Here is a 13,017-nt window from a genome sequence, read left to right as displayed (position 1 = left end):
ATTATGCGAGTGCTGAAATTCGGCGGGACCTCGGTAGCGAATGCGGAGCGTTTCCTTCGCGTCGCTGACATTCTGGAAAGCAATGCGCAACAAGGACAGGTTGCAACCGTGCTCTCTGCACCTGCGAAGATCACTAACCATCTGGTGGCGATGATTGAAAAAACCATCAGTGGTCAGGACGCTTTACCGAATATCAGCGACGCCGAACGCATCTTCAGCGAGCTGCTGCAGGGGCTCGCTGACGCGCAGCCGGGCTTTGAGTTCGATCGACTGAAAACCCGCGTTGATCTGGAGTTTGCTCAGCTAAAACAGGTACTGCACGGCATCAGCCTGCTGGGCCAGTGCCCGGACAGCGTCAACGCAGCGATTATCTGTCGTGGTGAAAAACTCTCGATTGCGATCATGGAAGCGCTGCTGCAGGCGCGCGGTCATGAGGTGAGCGTGATTGATCCGGTCGAGAAATTGCTGGCGGTCGGCCACTACCTCGAATCGACTGTCGACATCCCTGAATCAACCCGCCGTATTGAAGCGAGTCAAATCCCGCCGCAGAACATGATCCTGATGGCTGGCTTTACCGCCGGTAACGAGCGCGGCGAGCTGGTGGTGCTGGGCCGTAATGGCTCTGATTATTCAGCTGCCGTGCTGGCCGCCTGTCTGCGTGCCGACTGCTGCGAAATCTGGACCGATGTGGATGGCGTCTATACCTGCGATCCGCGTCAGGTGCCGGATGCACGCCTGCTGAAGTCAATGTCGTATCAGGAGGCGATGGAGCTCTCCTATTTCGGCGCCAAAGTGCTGCATCCCCGCACTATCGCGCCTATCGCCCAGTTCCAGATCCCTTGCCTGATCAAAAACACCGCTAATCCGCAGGCGCCCGGCACCCTGATTGGTGCTGAAGGCGAACAGGATGAGAGCCCGGTAAAAGGCATCACCAATCTGAATAATATGGCGATGGTCAACGTCTCCGGCCCCGGCATGAAAGGGATGGTTGGAATGGCGGCCAGAGTCTTTGCGGCGATGTCGCGCACCGGTATCTCTGTGGTGCTGATCACTCAATCCTCTTCCGAATACAGCATCAGTTTCTGCGTGCCGCAGAGCGAGCTGGCGCGGGCGCGTCATGTGCTGGAAGAAGAGTTCTACCTGGAGCTGAAAGATGGCCTGCTGGATCCGCTGGATATCATTGAAAACCTGGCGGTGATCTCGGTGGTGGGCGATGGCATGCGCACGCTGCGTGGCATCTCAGCGAAATTCTTCTCGGCACTGGCACGCGCCAATATCAATATCGTGGCGATTGCGCAGGGCTCCTCTGAGCGCTCCATCTCGGTGGTGGTTAATAATGACGAAGTGATCACCGGCGTGCGCGTGGTGCATCAGATGCTGTTCGCCACCGATCAGGTGATCGAAGTGTTTGTGGTCGGTGTCGGCGGTGTCGGCGGTGCGCTGCTGGATCAGTTACATCGCCAGCAGGCGTGGCTGAAGCAGAAGCACATTGATCTGCGGGTCTGCGGCATTGCGAACTCGCATGCGCTGTTAACAAATGTCCACGGCATCGATTTAAGCAACTGGCAGGCGGCACTCGCCGAAGCGAAAGAGCCGTTCAATCTCGGACGCCTGACCCGTCTGGTGAAAGAGTATCACCTGCTTAATCCGGTCATTGTGGATTGTACCTCCAGCCAGGCCGTTGCCGATCAGTACGCGGATTTCCTCAGCGAAGGCTTCCATGTGGTAACGCCGAACAAAAAGGCGAATACCTCCTCCTGGAATTACTATCAGCAGATGCGCGCCGCCGCCGCCAACTCACGACGTAAATTCCTTTATGATACCAACGTCGGTGCCGGACTGCCGGTGATTGAGAACCTGCAGAACCTGATGAACGCGGGTGATGAACTGCTGCGCTTCTCCGGTATTCTTTCCGGATCGCTTTCGTTCATCTTCGGCAAGCTGGACGAAGGGATCTCGCTGTCGCAAGCCACTAACATGGCGCGTGAAATGGGCTTTACCGAACCCGATCCGCGAGACGATCTCGCCGGCACCGATGTGGCGCGTAAGCTGCTTATTCTGGCGCGTGAAGCGGGTCATCAGCTTGAGCTGAGTGATATTGAGATCGAGCCGCTGCTGCCCGCCAGCCTTGTCGAAATTCAGGATGTGGAGCAGTTTATGCAGCGTCTGCCTGAGCTGGATAACGCCTTTGCTGACCGCGTTGCACAGGCGCAGAGTGAGGGCAAAGTGCTGCGCTACGTGGGCGTGATTGAAGAGGGCGGCGTCTGCAAAGTGAAGATCGACGCCGTTGACGGTAACGATCCGCTCTATAAAGTGAAAAACGGTGAGAACGCGCTGGCGTTTTACAGCCGCTACTATCAGCCGATTCCGCTGGTGCTGCGCGGATACGGTGCAGGAAATGATGTTACAGCGGCCGGTGTCTTTGCCGACCTGCTGCGTACGCTGTCATGGAAGTTGGGAGTTTAATCATGGTAAAAATTTACGCACCGGCCTCGATTGGTAACGTCAGCGTCGGCTTCGATGTGCTGGGCGCGGCGGTTTCGCCGGTAGATCGCTCCCTGCTGGGTGACTGCGTCTCCGTGGAAGCGGCAGAGCAGTTTTCACTGACCAACGCCGGACGTTTTGTCAGTAAGCTGCCCGCCGATCCCAAAGAGAACATCGTTTATCAGTGCTGGCAGCGTTTCTGCGAGGCGATTGGCAAAGAGATCCCGGTGGCGATGACGCTGGAGAAGAATATGCCCATTGGCTCCGGGCTGGGTTCCAGCGCCTGCTCGGTGGTGGCCGGTTTAATGGCGATGAACGAGTTTTGCGGCAAGCCTCTCAGCGACAGCACGCTACTGACGCTGATGGGTGAGCTGGAAGGGCGAATCTCCGGCAGCGTACATTATGATAATGTCGCTCCCTGCTTCCTCGGCGGCATTCAACTGATGCTTCAGGAGAATGACATCATCAGCCAGGCGGTGCCAGGCTTTGCGGACTGGCTGTGGGTAATGGCCTACCCGGGCATTAAAGTGTCGACCGCAGAAGCACGCGCCATTTTACCGGCGCAGTACCGTAAAGAAGACTGCATTAAGCATGGCCGCCTGCTGGCCGGCTTCATTCACGCCTGCCATACGCGTCAGCCGCAGCTGGCAGCTAAACTTATGCAGGATGTGATTGCCGAACCTTATCGGACCCGGCTGCTGCCAGGTTTCGCCGAGGCGCGGCAGGCCGCGAAAGAGATTGGCGCACTGGCGTGCGGCATCTCCGGCTCTGGTCCGACACTTTTCGCCGTTTGCAATCAGATGGAAACGGCAGAGCGGATGGCTGACTGGCTGAGCCAGCACTATCTGCAGAATGATGAAGGCTTCGTCCATATCTGCCGTCTCGACACGGCTGGCGCACGACAATTGGGATAACGCATGAAACTCTACAATCTTAAGGATCACAACGAGCAGGTCAGCTTCGCCCAGGCGGTGAAACAGGGTCTGGGTTCGCAGCAGGGTCTGTTCTTTCCGCTGGAACTGCCGGAGTTTGAACTGACCGACATCGACGCGATGCTGGAGATGGATTTTGTCAGCCGCAGCAGCAAAATTCTCTCGGCTTTCATTGGTGACGAGATTCCGGCCCATCAGCTGCATGAGCGTGTTAAAGCCGCTTTTGCTTTTCCGGCCCCGGTGAAACAGGTCAGCGAAGATATCGCCTGTCTGGAGCTGTTCCACGGTCCGACGCTGGCGTTTAAAGATTTCGGCGGCCGTTTCATGGCGCAGATGCTGTCGTATGTTTCAGGCTCAGATGAGCAGATCACCATTCTGACCGCCACCTCCGGTGATACCGGCGCGGCCGTGGCGCACGCGTTCTACGGCATGAAGAACGTGCGCGTGGTGATCCTCTATCCGCAGGGCAAAATCAGTCCGTTGCAGGAGAAACTCTTCTGTACCCTGGGCGGTAACATCGAAACCATCGCTATCGACGGCGATTTTGATGCCTGCCAGTCGCTGGTCAAACAGGCGTTTGATGATGAAGAGCTGAAAAAGACGATTGGTCTGAACTCGGCAAACTCTATCAACATCAGCCGCCTGCTCGCGCAGATCTGCTACTACTTTGAAGCAGTCGCGCAGCTGCCGCAGGAAAAACGTAATCAGCTGGTGGTATCCGTGCCGAGTGGCAACTTTGGTGATTTGACCGCCGGTCTGCTGGCGAAATCGCTGGGCCTGCCGATCAAACGCTTTATCGCCGCCACCAACGCCAATGACACGGTGCCGCGCTTCCTTGGCAACGGCGAATGGCAGCCTAACCTGACGGTCTCTACGCTGTCGAATGCGATGGATGTCAGCCAGCCGAACAACTGGCCGCGTGTGGAAGAGCTGTTCCGCCGTAAAACCTGGCGCTTAACCGATCTCGCCTGTGGTGCGGTCTCTGATGAGACCACGCGCGCCGCCATGCGTGAACTGGCTCAGATTGGCTATGTTTCCGAGCCGCATGCTGCCATCGCCTGGCGTCTGCTGCGCGATCAGCTGCAGGAAGGGGAATATGGTGTGTTCCTCGGTACCGCGCACCCTGCGAAATTCCGCGAAAGTGTGGAAGCGATTCTTGAACAGACTCTGACGCTGCCGCCAGAGTTAGCGGAGCGCGCTGATCTGCCGCTCCTGTCGCACGAGATGACGGCGGACTTCGCCTCACTGCGGGCCTTCCTGCTGAAGTAGTGCTGTAAATGGCTTCCCGGCGGCGGGAAGCCTATTCGCGGAGAGACATTACGCGCGGGGTATTACTGCTCCGCGCGCTTAAAGACCAGCTCGCTCTCCCTGCTGCTGGCTGCATCAAAACGATAGCCATCCAGATCAAACGCTTTAAGCTGCTCCGGCTTTGTCAGGCGCTGCTGAATCACATAGCGGCTCATTAATCCACGCGCCTTTTTGGCATAGAAGCTAATCACTTTATAACTGCCGTTCTTCTCATCGAGGAACACCGGCTTAATCATTTGTGCTTTCAGCTTCTTCGGCTTAACTGCTCTGAAATATTCGTCCGAGGCGAGGTTAATCAGTACCTCATCACCCTGTTCCGCCAGCGCGGCATTCAGCCGTTCAGTGATAACATCGCCCCAGAATGTGTAGAGTTCTTTGCCCGCCGGATTGGCCAGACGAATGCCCATCTCCAGTCGGTAAGGCTGCATGAGATCGAGCGGACGCAGCACGCCATAGAGGCCTGACAGCATACGCAGATGCTGCTGAGCAAAATTGAAATCCTCATCACTGAAGGTTTCGGCCTGCAGGCCCGTGTAGACATCGCCTTTGAACGCCAGGATGGCCTGACGGGCATTCTGCGGGGAAAAATCGGGGTGCCAGCTGTTAAATCGTTCGGCATTGAGGTGTGCCAGTTTGTCGCTGATGCCCATTAACGAGGCGATGCTGGCGGGTGACAGCTCGCGCGCAATCTCAATCAGCTGTTGTGACTTTTCTAACAGCGCAGGCTGGGTAAAACGCGTGGTCGCCAGCGGGCTTTCATAATCGAGCGTCTTGGCAGGAGAGATCACCATCAACATTGTTGCTTCCTCGGTTAATGCCTGGTTTAACAGGGCATTGGCTGCTTATCAGGCTTTGCAGTGTACCAAAAAAGCCGCAAAGAATGACGAATCACACCTATTTGTTCGCGCTATCGTAAACGGCATTCCCTGACCTTGCGCGACCGTTGGCGCGTGATATTATCCCAACAGCCTTTTTTCACACTGACAGTTAACTAAGAGAAAAGAACATGACGGACAAACTTACCTCCCTGCGTCAGCTCACCACCGTCGTTGCCGACACCGGTGATATTGCAGCCATGAAGCTGTATCAGCCGCAGGACGCTACCACCAACCCTTCTCTGATTCTTAACGCCGCACAAATTCCTGAATACCGTAAACTGATCGATGAAGCGATCGGCTGGGCGCGTGAGCAGAGCAGCAACAAAGAAGAGCAACTGCAGCTGGTTTCTGACAAGCTGGCCGTAAACATTGGTCTGGAAATCCTGAAGCTGATCCCAGGCCGTATCTCGACTGAAGTCGATGCGCGTCTCTCTTACGACACGGAAGGCAGCATCGCTAAAGCCCGCAGCCTGATCAAACTCTACAATGATGCCGGTATCAGCAATGACCGCATCCTGATCAAACTGGCCTCTACCTGGCAGGGCATCCGTGCTGCAGAGCAGCTGGAAAAAGAGGGTATCAACTGTAACCTGACCCTGCTGTTCTCCTTTGCTCAGGCGCGTGCCTGTGCTGAAGCGGGCGTGTTCCTGATCTCTCCGTTTGTTGGCCGCATCCTCGACTGGTACAAAGCCAACACCGACAAGAAAGAGTATGCCGCGCACGAAGATCCAGGCGTGGTTTCAGTCTCTGAAATCTACAACTACTACAAGCAGCATGGCTATGAAACCGTGGTGATGGGCGCGAGCTTCCGTAACGTTGGCGAAATCATCGAGCTGGCCGGCTGTGACCGTCTGACCATTTCGCCTGCGCTGCTGAAAGAGCTGGCAGAGAGCGAAGGCACCCTGGAGCGTAAACTGAGCTACAGCGGCGAAGTGAAAGCGCGTCCGGCCCGCATGACCGAGTCTGAGTTCCTGTGGCAGCACAACCAGGATCCCATGGCGGTAGCTAAGCTGGCAGAAGGTATCCGCAACTTTGCCGTTGATCAGGGCAAACTTGAGAAAATGCTGGCAGAACTGCTGTAATCTGCTGACCGTGGCGGCGCAGGCTGCCACGGTTTTCTCTTTTCCGACCCTTTCACTTTATATTATCCTTTCTGCTATTCCCCTTTTACTCCACCGCACCGCGGTAAATCACAGCGAAGCTCATCATGAATACATTACGCATTGGCCTGATCTCGGTCTCCGATCGCGCCGCGAACGGCATCTATCAGGATCAGGGGATTCCCGCACTGGAGAGCTGGCTTGGCAGCGCAATCAGCAGTCCGTTTGAGATTGAGTCCCGACTGGTACCGGACGAGCAGCCGATGATTGAGCACGCCATTTGCGAACTGGTCGATGAACGTTTTTGCCATCTGGTGTTAACCACTGGCGGCACCGGTCCGGCCCGACGCGATGTCACGCCCGACGCCACCTTAGCCGTTGCCGATCGGGAAATGCCTGGCTTTGGTGAGCAGATGCGTCAGATAAGCCTGCAGTTTGTGCCGACCGCGATTCTGTCGCGTCAGGTCGGGGTGATCCGCAAACAGTCGCTTATCCTCAATCTGCCGGGTCAGCCGAAGTCGATCAAAGAGACGCTGGAAGGGCTGAAGGATGAGCAGGGCAACGTAAAAGTGCACGGCATCTTTGCTTCTGTACCTTATTGTTTACAGCTTCTGGACGGGCCTTACGTCGAGACGCATTCTGAGGTAGTAGCAGCATTTCGCCCTAAAAGCGCGATACGTGAGATAAATAACTAAATATTGCGCATTTCAGGCATAAGCTATAGCCCTGCTGGTGTGGCAAAAGATTGACGATATAGTAAGAGTATCTTTACAACCTTGCCTCTTTTGCCTCTGGACTATTATGAATCCGACTTACACGCAGCGTCTGACCGGTAAGGATTACAAAACTCTGGCGCTGGCCGCGCTGGGCGGCGCGCTGGAATTTTACGACTTCATCATCTTTGTCTTCTTCGCCACCGTAATTGGCGAACTCTTTTTCCCTTCAGATATTCCGGAATGGCTGCGTCAGCTGCAGACGTTTGCCATTTTTGCCGCAGGCTATCTGGCACGCCCGCTGGGCGGCATCGTGATGGCGCATTTTGGCGACAAGCTCGGACGCAAAAAGATGTTCAGCCTGAGTATTCTGCTGATGGCGCTGCCAACCCTGATGATGGGCGCTCTGCCTACCTGGCAGACGATTGGCATTGCTGCGCCACTGCTGATGCTGTTGATGCGGATGCTGCAGGGCGCAGCGATTGGCGGCGAAGTGCCGGGTGCGTGGGTGTTTGTCGCTGAGCACGTGCCTTACAAACGTATCGGCATCGCCTGTGGCACGCTGACGGCCGGGCTGACCATCGGCATTTTACTGGGGTCGCTGGTGGCGACGCTGATTAATACCTCGATGTCGCAGCAGGCGATTCATGACGGCGGCTGGCGTATTCCGTTCTTCCTCGGTGGCGTGTTTGGTCTTATCGCAATGTACCTGCGGCGCTGGCTGCATGAGACGCCGGTCTTTGTTGAGATGCAGCAGCGTAAAGCGCTGGCTGAAACCCTGCCGCTGAAGACCGTGCTGGCGGAGCATAAAAAGTCGGTTGTGATTTCCATGCTGCTGACCTGGCTGCTCTCCGCCTGCATCGTGGTCGTGATCCTGATGTCGCCGGTCTGGCTGCAGAAGCAGCTGGGCATCGCGCCCGCGCTGACCCTGCAGGCCAACAGTATCGCCACCGTGATGCTCTGCATCGGCTGCATTATTGCCGGACTCGCTGTCGATCGCGTTGGTGCCAGTCGTACCTTATGTGTCGGCAGCCTGCTGCTGGCAATCTGTAGCTGGCAGTTCTATCACCTGACCGCTCTCTATCCGCAGCAGCTGTTCCTGCTCTATGGCGTGGCGGGCCTGAGCGTCGGTATTGTCGGCGTCGTGCCCTTTGTGATGGTGCGCGCCTTCCCGGCAGAGGTGCGTTTTACCGGCCTCTCGTTTTCCTACAACCTCTCCTACGCGATCTTCGGCGGGCTGACACCCATCTTTGTGTCGCTGCTGATGAACGTCTCAGTGATGGCACCCTGCTGGTATGTGATGGCGCTGGCGCTGGTGGGATTGTTGACGGGGATCTGGCTGCGGCGTGATGTCAGCCACGAGCCTGGCCTGCAGCAGGGAATAAACTCTTTGTAATGCGGGGACGCGGAGACAGGCTCCGCGTCTTTTTCAGGCGTAAAGGCAGGCTTAAAGCGATTTCGCGCCAATCGGCAGAAGAGTGCGGCCAAAGGTGTCGTTCAGCACTTCACCCATTGCCAGATAGCAGGCGCTGGCACCACAAAGTATGCCGACCCAGCCCGCAGACACCTCCAGCGAAGGCAGGTGCATAAGGTGAGCCACGGCCAGCAGCAGAAACAGTAGCGTGAGCGAGCCAAAGACAAACTGCAGCATCCGCGCACCTTTCAGCGTGCCGATAAACATAAACAGCGTGAAGATGCCCCACAGTGCCAGCCAGGCACCCAGGAAGCGTTCATCAGGCGCTTTCGCCAGACCCATCTGCGGTAACAGCAGAATCGCCACAAAGCTTAACCAGAACATGCCGTAAGAGGTAAAGGCTGTCAGCCCAAAAGTGTTGTTCTTTTTAAATTCCAGCAGACCGGCCAGCACCTGCGCGATTCCGCCATAAAAAATCCCCATCGCTAAAATTGCCACGTCCATGTCAAACAGACCCGTGTTGTGCAGGTTCAGCAAAATGGTTGTCATGCCAAATCCCATTAAGCCCAGCGGGGCAGGATTAGCCAGCGTTGAATTTGCCATAGTTCCTCGGCAGTCAGTTGATCGTTAATGAAATAAAAGGACTTCAGCCTGCTCACAGAAAGGAGTAAGGCGACGCATCATATTCAGTGGGTTAACCGTGTTCTTTGATCCCGGCAGGGCCAGAGGTAGAAAAATTTTTTTGGTTTAGCCCTTGATGCGCATCGAAGCGGCCCCATTTACTTGTCATCGAGCGTTGTGAACGTTGGAAAAAAAGCATGTGCTGGCAGGTTGAATGCAAACAACCCGCCCACATAACAGGTTCACAACCCAAATTGGCAACGAATTTAAGTGGGAGATGTTTAGATGGGTAAGATTATTGGTATTGACCTGGGTACAACCAACTCTTGTGTTGCGATCATGGATGGCACTAAAGCACGCGTGCTGGAAAATGCCGAGGGCGATCGCACCACGCCTTCAATTATTGCGTATACACAGGATGGCGAAATTCTGGTCGGTCAACCGGCTAAACGTCAGGCAGTGACTAACCCGCAGAATACCCTGTTCGCAATCAAGCGTCTGATTGGTCGTCGTTTCCAGGACGAAGAAGTGCAGCGTGATATTAAAATCATGCCGTACAAAATCACCGGCGCTGACAACGGCGACGCCTGGCTGGAAGTGAAAGGCCAGAGAATGGCACCACCGCAGATCTCTGCTGAAGTGCTGAAGAAAATGAAAAAGACCGCCGAAGATTACCTCGGTGAGCCAGTGACCGAAGCGGTCATTACCGTACCGGCTTACTTCAACGATGCGCAGCGTCAGGCGACCAAAGATGCCGGCCGTATCGCGGGTCTGGAAGTCAAACGTATCATTAACGAACCGACAGCTGCTGCACTGGCATACGGTCTGGACAAAGGCCAGGGCAACCGCACCATCGCGGTTTATGACCTGGGTGGCGGTACCTTCGATATCTCAATCATCGAGATCGACGAAGTTGACGGCGAAAAAACCTTTGAAGTTCTGGCGACCAACGGTGACACCCACCTGGGTGGTGAAGACTTTGACAGCCGCCTGATTAACTATCTGGTTGCTGAATTCAAGAAAGACCAGGGCATCGATCTGCACAACGATCCACTGGCAATGCAGCGTCTGAAAGAAGCGGCAGAGAAAGCGAAAATCGAACTTTCTTCTGCACAGCAGACCGATGTTAACCTGCCATACATCACGGCAGATGCGACCGGTCCTAAGCACCTGAACATCAAAGTGACCCGCTCTAAACTGGAGTCACTGGTTGAAGATCTGGTTGCACGCTCAATCGCGCCACTGAAAGTTGCGCTGCAGGATGCGGGCCTGTCTGTATCAGACATCAACGACGTTATCCTGGTGGGTGGTCAGACCCGTATGCCACTGGTTCAGGCGAAAGTGACCGAATTCTTCGGTAAAGAGCCGCGTAAAGACGTGAACCCGGACGAAGCCGTTGCCGTTGGTGCTGCGGTTCAGGGTGGTGTACTGGGTGGCGACGTGAAAGACGTGCTGCTGCTGGACGTTACCCCGCTGTCACTGGGTATCGAAACCATGGGTGGCGTGATGACTTCGCTGATCAGCAAGAACACCACCATCCCAACCAAGCACAGCCAGGTCTTCTCGACGGCTGAAGATAACCAGTCAGCCGTGACCATTCATGTGCTGCAGGGTGAGCGTAAGCGCGCCAATGACAACAAGTCACTGGGCCAGTTCAACCTCGACGGTATTCAGAATGCGCCACGCGGTATGCCGCAGATCGAAGTGACCTTCGACATCGATGCGGATGGTATCCTGCACGTGTCGGCGAAGGATAAGAACAGCGGTAAAGAGCAGAAGATCACCATCAAAGCCTCTTCAGGTCTGAGCGATGAAGAGATCCAGAAAATGGTGCGTGATGCAGAAGCGAACGCTGAATCTGACCGTAAGTTCGAAGAGCTGGTTCAGACGCGTAACCAGGGTGACCAGATTGCCCACAGCACACGTAAGCAGCTGGATGAAGCAGGCGACAAACTGTCAGCTGATGACAAAGCGCCAATTGAAGCCGCACTGGCCGCGCTGGAAACTGCGCTGAAAGGCGAAGACAAAGCGGAAATCGACGCCAAAATGCAGGCGCTGATGGAAGTGTCCGGCAAACTGATGGAAGCAGCACAGCAGTCTCAGGCGGGTGCAGCGGATGCCGGTGACGCGTCAGCGAAGAAAGATGATGACGTTGTCGATGCTGAATTCGAAGAAGTGAAAGACAACAAGAAATAATTGCCCCTGACCGGGCGCGACGGTTGGCCTGACAGCCGTTGAAACCAGCACGGGCGTAGGAGATCTCTCCACGCCCGTGCGATCATGTTAAGGGCTAAAAAAACATGGCGAAGAGTGATTACTACGAGATTTTAGGCGTCGCCAAATCCGCGGACGAGCGTGAAATCAAAAAGGCTTACAAACGCCTGGCAATGAAATTTCACCCGGACCGCAATCCCGGTGACAAAGAGGCCGAAGCTAAATTCAAAGAGGTCAAGGAAGCGTACGAAATCCTGACCGATGCGCAGAAGCGTGCGGCCTACGATCAGTATGGTCATGCAGCCTTTGAACAGGGCGGTATGGGTGGCGGTGGATTCGGCGGCGGCGGCTTTGGTGGCGGCGGTGCAGACTTCAGCGATATCTTTGGCGACGTATTCGGTGACATCTTTGGTGGTGGACGCCGTCAGCGCGCCTCACGTGGCGCCGATTTACGCTACAACATGGAGCTGTCGCTGGAAGAAGCGGTACGCGGCGTGACCAAAGAGATCCGCATTCCAACCCTGGAAGAGTGTGATGTCTGCCACGGCAGCGGCGCGAAAGCGGGAACGCAGCCACAAACCTGTTCAACCTGTCATGGTGCAGGCCAGGTGCAGATGCGCCAGGGCTTCTTCACTGTCCAGCAGGCCTGTCCGACCTGTCATGGTCGCGGCTCGGTGATTAAAGATCCGTGCAACGCCTGTCATGGCCATGGCCGCGTTGAGAAGTCGAAGACGCTGTCAGTGAAAATCCCTGCTGGGGTTGACACCGGCGATCGTATTCGTCTGAGTGGCGAAGGCGAAGCGGGCGAGCAGGGCGCACCAGCCGGCGATCTCTACGTTCAGGTCTCGGTGAAGAAACACCCGATCTTCGAGCGTGAAGAGAACAATCTCTACTGCGAAGTGCCAATCAACTTTGCGATGGCGGCGCTGGGCGGCGAGATTGAAGTGCCGACACTGGATGGTCGCGTGAAGCTGAAAGTGCCGTCAGAAACGCAGACCGGCAAGCTGTTCCGCATGCGCGGACGTGGCGTCAAATCGGTACGTGGCGGCGCGGTCGGCGACCTGTTATGTCGCGTCGTGGTGGAAACACCGGTCAGCCTGAATGAGAAACAGAAAGCGCTGTTGCGTGAACTGGAAGAGAGTTTTGGCGGCCCGAGCGGCGAGCATAACAGCCCGCGCTCAAAGAGCTTCTTCGACGGCGTGAAAAAATTCTTTGATGACTTAACCCGTTAAGTTCATCCACGCTGAAAGCCAGCGCCTGCCGCTGGCTTTTTTTTACCTGCGATCAACGCTTCGTTATTTCCGAACAATCCCCGCTAAATAAACTGTTTTTTTCGAGCTGTTATTACCGTTA

At 55.7% G+C, this 13,017-nt stretch carries 10 protein-coding genes; 8 read left to right on the top strand and 2 right to left on the bottom strand.

Features of this window, described 5'->3' with window-relative positions:
* Window positions 1-3 precede the first annotated feature (3 nt).
* Genes thrA through thrC form a run of 3 tightly spaced genes read left to right on the top strand, consistent with a single transcriptional unit; the run spans window position 4 to window position 4,685 of the window.
* Window positions 4-2,466, top strand: a complete 2,463-nt coding sequence (thrA, locus tag ACTJKZ_RS16960; protein WP_161731702.1) for a bifunctional aspartate kinase/homoserine dehydrogenase I — start codon at window positions 4-6, stop codon at window positions 2,464-2,466.
* Between the two features lie 2 nt (window positions 2,467-2,468).
* Complete coding sequence (thrB, locus tag ACTJKZ_RS16955; protein WP_440829862.1) at window positions 2,469-3,398, top strand: homoserine kinase; 930 nt, start codon at window positions 2,469-2,471, stop codon at window positions 3,396-3,398.
* Between the two features lie 3 nt (window positions 3,399-3,401).
* Entirely contained in the window at window positions 3,402-4,685 is a 1,284-nt protein-coding gene (thrC, locus tag ACTJKZ_RS16950; RefSeq protein WP_161731698.1) for a threonine synthase, read from the top strand.
* A 62-nt stretch (window positions 4,686-4,747) separates the two neighbouring features.
* Here the strand turns inward: thrC and yaaA are convergent, their stop codons facing one another.
* Window positions 4,748-5,521 (bottom strand): peroxide stress protein YaaA, encoded by a 774-nt coding sequence (gene yaaA / locus ACTJKZ_RS16945; RefSeq protein ID WP_440829861.1) that lies wholly within the window; start codon window positions 5,519-5,521, stop codon window positions 4,748-4,750.
* A gap of 209 nt (window positions 5,522-5,730) precedes the next feature.
* Here yaaA and tal point away from each other — a divergent pair, with 209 nt between their 5' ends.
* The 3 genes from tal to ACTJKZ_RS16930 all read left to right on the top strand — a co-directional run bounded on the left by tal (window position 5,731) and on the right by ACTJKZ_RS16930 (window position 8,811).
* On the top strand, window positions 5,731-6,684 hold the full coding sequence (gene tal, locus ACTJKZ_RS16940) for a transaldolase (protein ID WP_013356716.1): 954 nt from the start codon (window positions 5,731-5,733) through the stop codon (window positions 6,682-6,684).
* 125 nt (window positions 6,685-6,809) lie between these two features.
* Window positions 6,810-7,397 carry a molybdopterin adenylyltransferase gene (gene mog / locus ACTJKZ_RS16935; protein ID WP_285086487.1) on the top strand — a complete coding sequence of 196 codons (588 nt, stop codon included), beginning with the start codon at window positions 6,810-6,812 and terminating at the stop codon, window positions 7,395-7,397.
* A gap of 106 nt (window positions 7,398-7,503) precedes the next feature.
* Window positions 7,504-8,811: an MFS transporter gene (locus ACTJKZ_RS16930; RefSeq protein WP_222924587.1), complete on the top strand. Its 1,308-nt coding sequence runs from the start codon at window positions 7,504-7,506 to the stop codon at window positions 8,809-8,811.
* 51 nt (window positions 8,812-8,862) lie between these two features.
* Here the strand turns inward: ACTJKZ_RS16930 and satP are convergent, their stop codons facing one another.
* Window positions 8,863-9,432, bottom strand: a complete 570-nt coding sequence (satP, locus tag ACTJKZ_RS16925; RefSeq protein WP_161731691.1) for an acetate uptake transporter — start codon at window positions 9,430-9,432, stop codon at window positions 8,863-8,865.
* A gap of 303 nt (window positions 9,433-9,735) precedes the next feature.
* Here satP and dnaK point away from each other — a divergent pair, with 303 nt between their 5' ends.
* Both dnaK and dnaJ read left to right on the top strand, forming a co-directional pair.
* Window positions 9,736-11,646 (top strand): molecular chaperone DnaK, encoded by a 1,911-nt coding sequence (gene dnaK, locus ACTJKZ_RS16920; RefSeq protein ID WP_013356720.1) that lies wholly within the window; start codon window positions 9,736-9,738, stop codon window positions 11,644-11,646.
* Between the two features lie 104 nt (window positions 11,647-11,750).
* Window positions 11,751-12,896, top strand: coding sequence for a molecular chaperone DnaJ (gene dnaJ / locus ACTJKZ_RS16915; protein ID WP_135910149.1), 1,146 nt, complete (start codon window positions 11,751-11,753; stop codon window positions 12,894-12,896).
* Window positions 12,897-13,017: the final 121 nt, after the last annotated feature.

This window comes from Pantoea sp. 22096, from assembly GCF_052045955.1.
In the GTDB taxonomy this organism is placed as follows: domain Bacteria; phylum Pseudomonadota; class Gammaproteobacteria; order Enterobacterales; family Enterobacteriaceae; genus Pantoea; species Pantoea alfalfae.
This window is presented reverse-complemented; position numbering and strand designations above follow the sequence as displayed.

Bases quoted from the DNA above. Each gene is read 5' to 3' on its own strand.
- thrA (WP_161731702.1), top strand. From the start codon at position 4: ATGCGAGTGCTGAAATTCGGCGGGACCTCGGTAGCGAATGCGGAGCGT.
- thrB (WP_440829862.1), top strand. From the start codon at position 2,469: ATGGTAAAAATTTACGCACCGGCCTCGATTGGTAACGTCAGCGTCGGC.
- thrC (WP_161731698.1), top strand. From the start codon at position 3,402: ATGAAACTCTACAATCTTAAGGATCACAACGAGCAGGTCAGCTTCGCC.
- yaaA (WP_440829861.1), bottom strand. From the start codon at position 5,521: ATGTTGATGGTGATCTCTCCTGCCAAGACGCTCGATTATGAAAGCCCG.
- tal (WP_013356716.1), top strand. From the start codon at position 5,731: ATGACGGACAAACTTACCTCCCTGCGTCAGCTCACCACCGTCGTTGCC.
- mog (WP_285086487.1), top strand. From the start codon at position 6,810: ATGAATACATTACGCATTGGCCTGATCTCGGTCTCCGATCGCGCCGCG.
- ACTJKZ_RS16930 (WP_222924587.1), top strand. From the start codon at position 7,504: ATGAATCCGACTTACACGCAGCGTCTGACCGGTAAGGATTACAAAACT.
- satP (WP_161731691.1), bottom strand. From the start codon at position 9,432: ATGGCAAATTCAACGCTGGCTAATCCTGCCCCGCTGGGCTTAATGGGA.
- dnaK (WP_013356720.1), top strand. From the start codon at position 9,736: ATGGGTAAGATTATTGGTATTGACCTGGGTACAACCAACTCTTGTGTT.
- dnaJ (WP_135910149.1), top strand. From the start codon at position 11,751: ATGGCGAAGAGTGATTACTACGAGATTTTAGGCGTCGCCAAATCCGCG.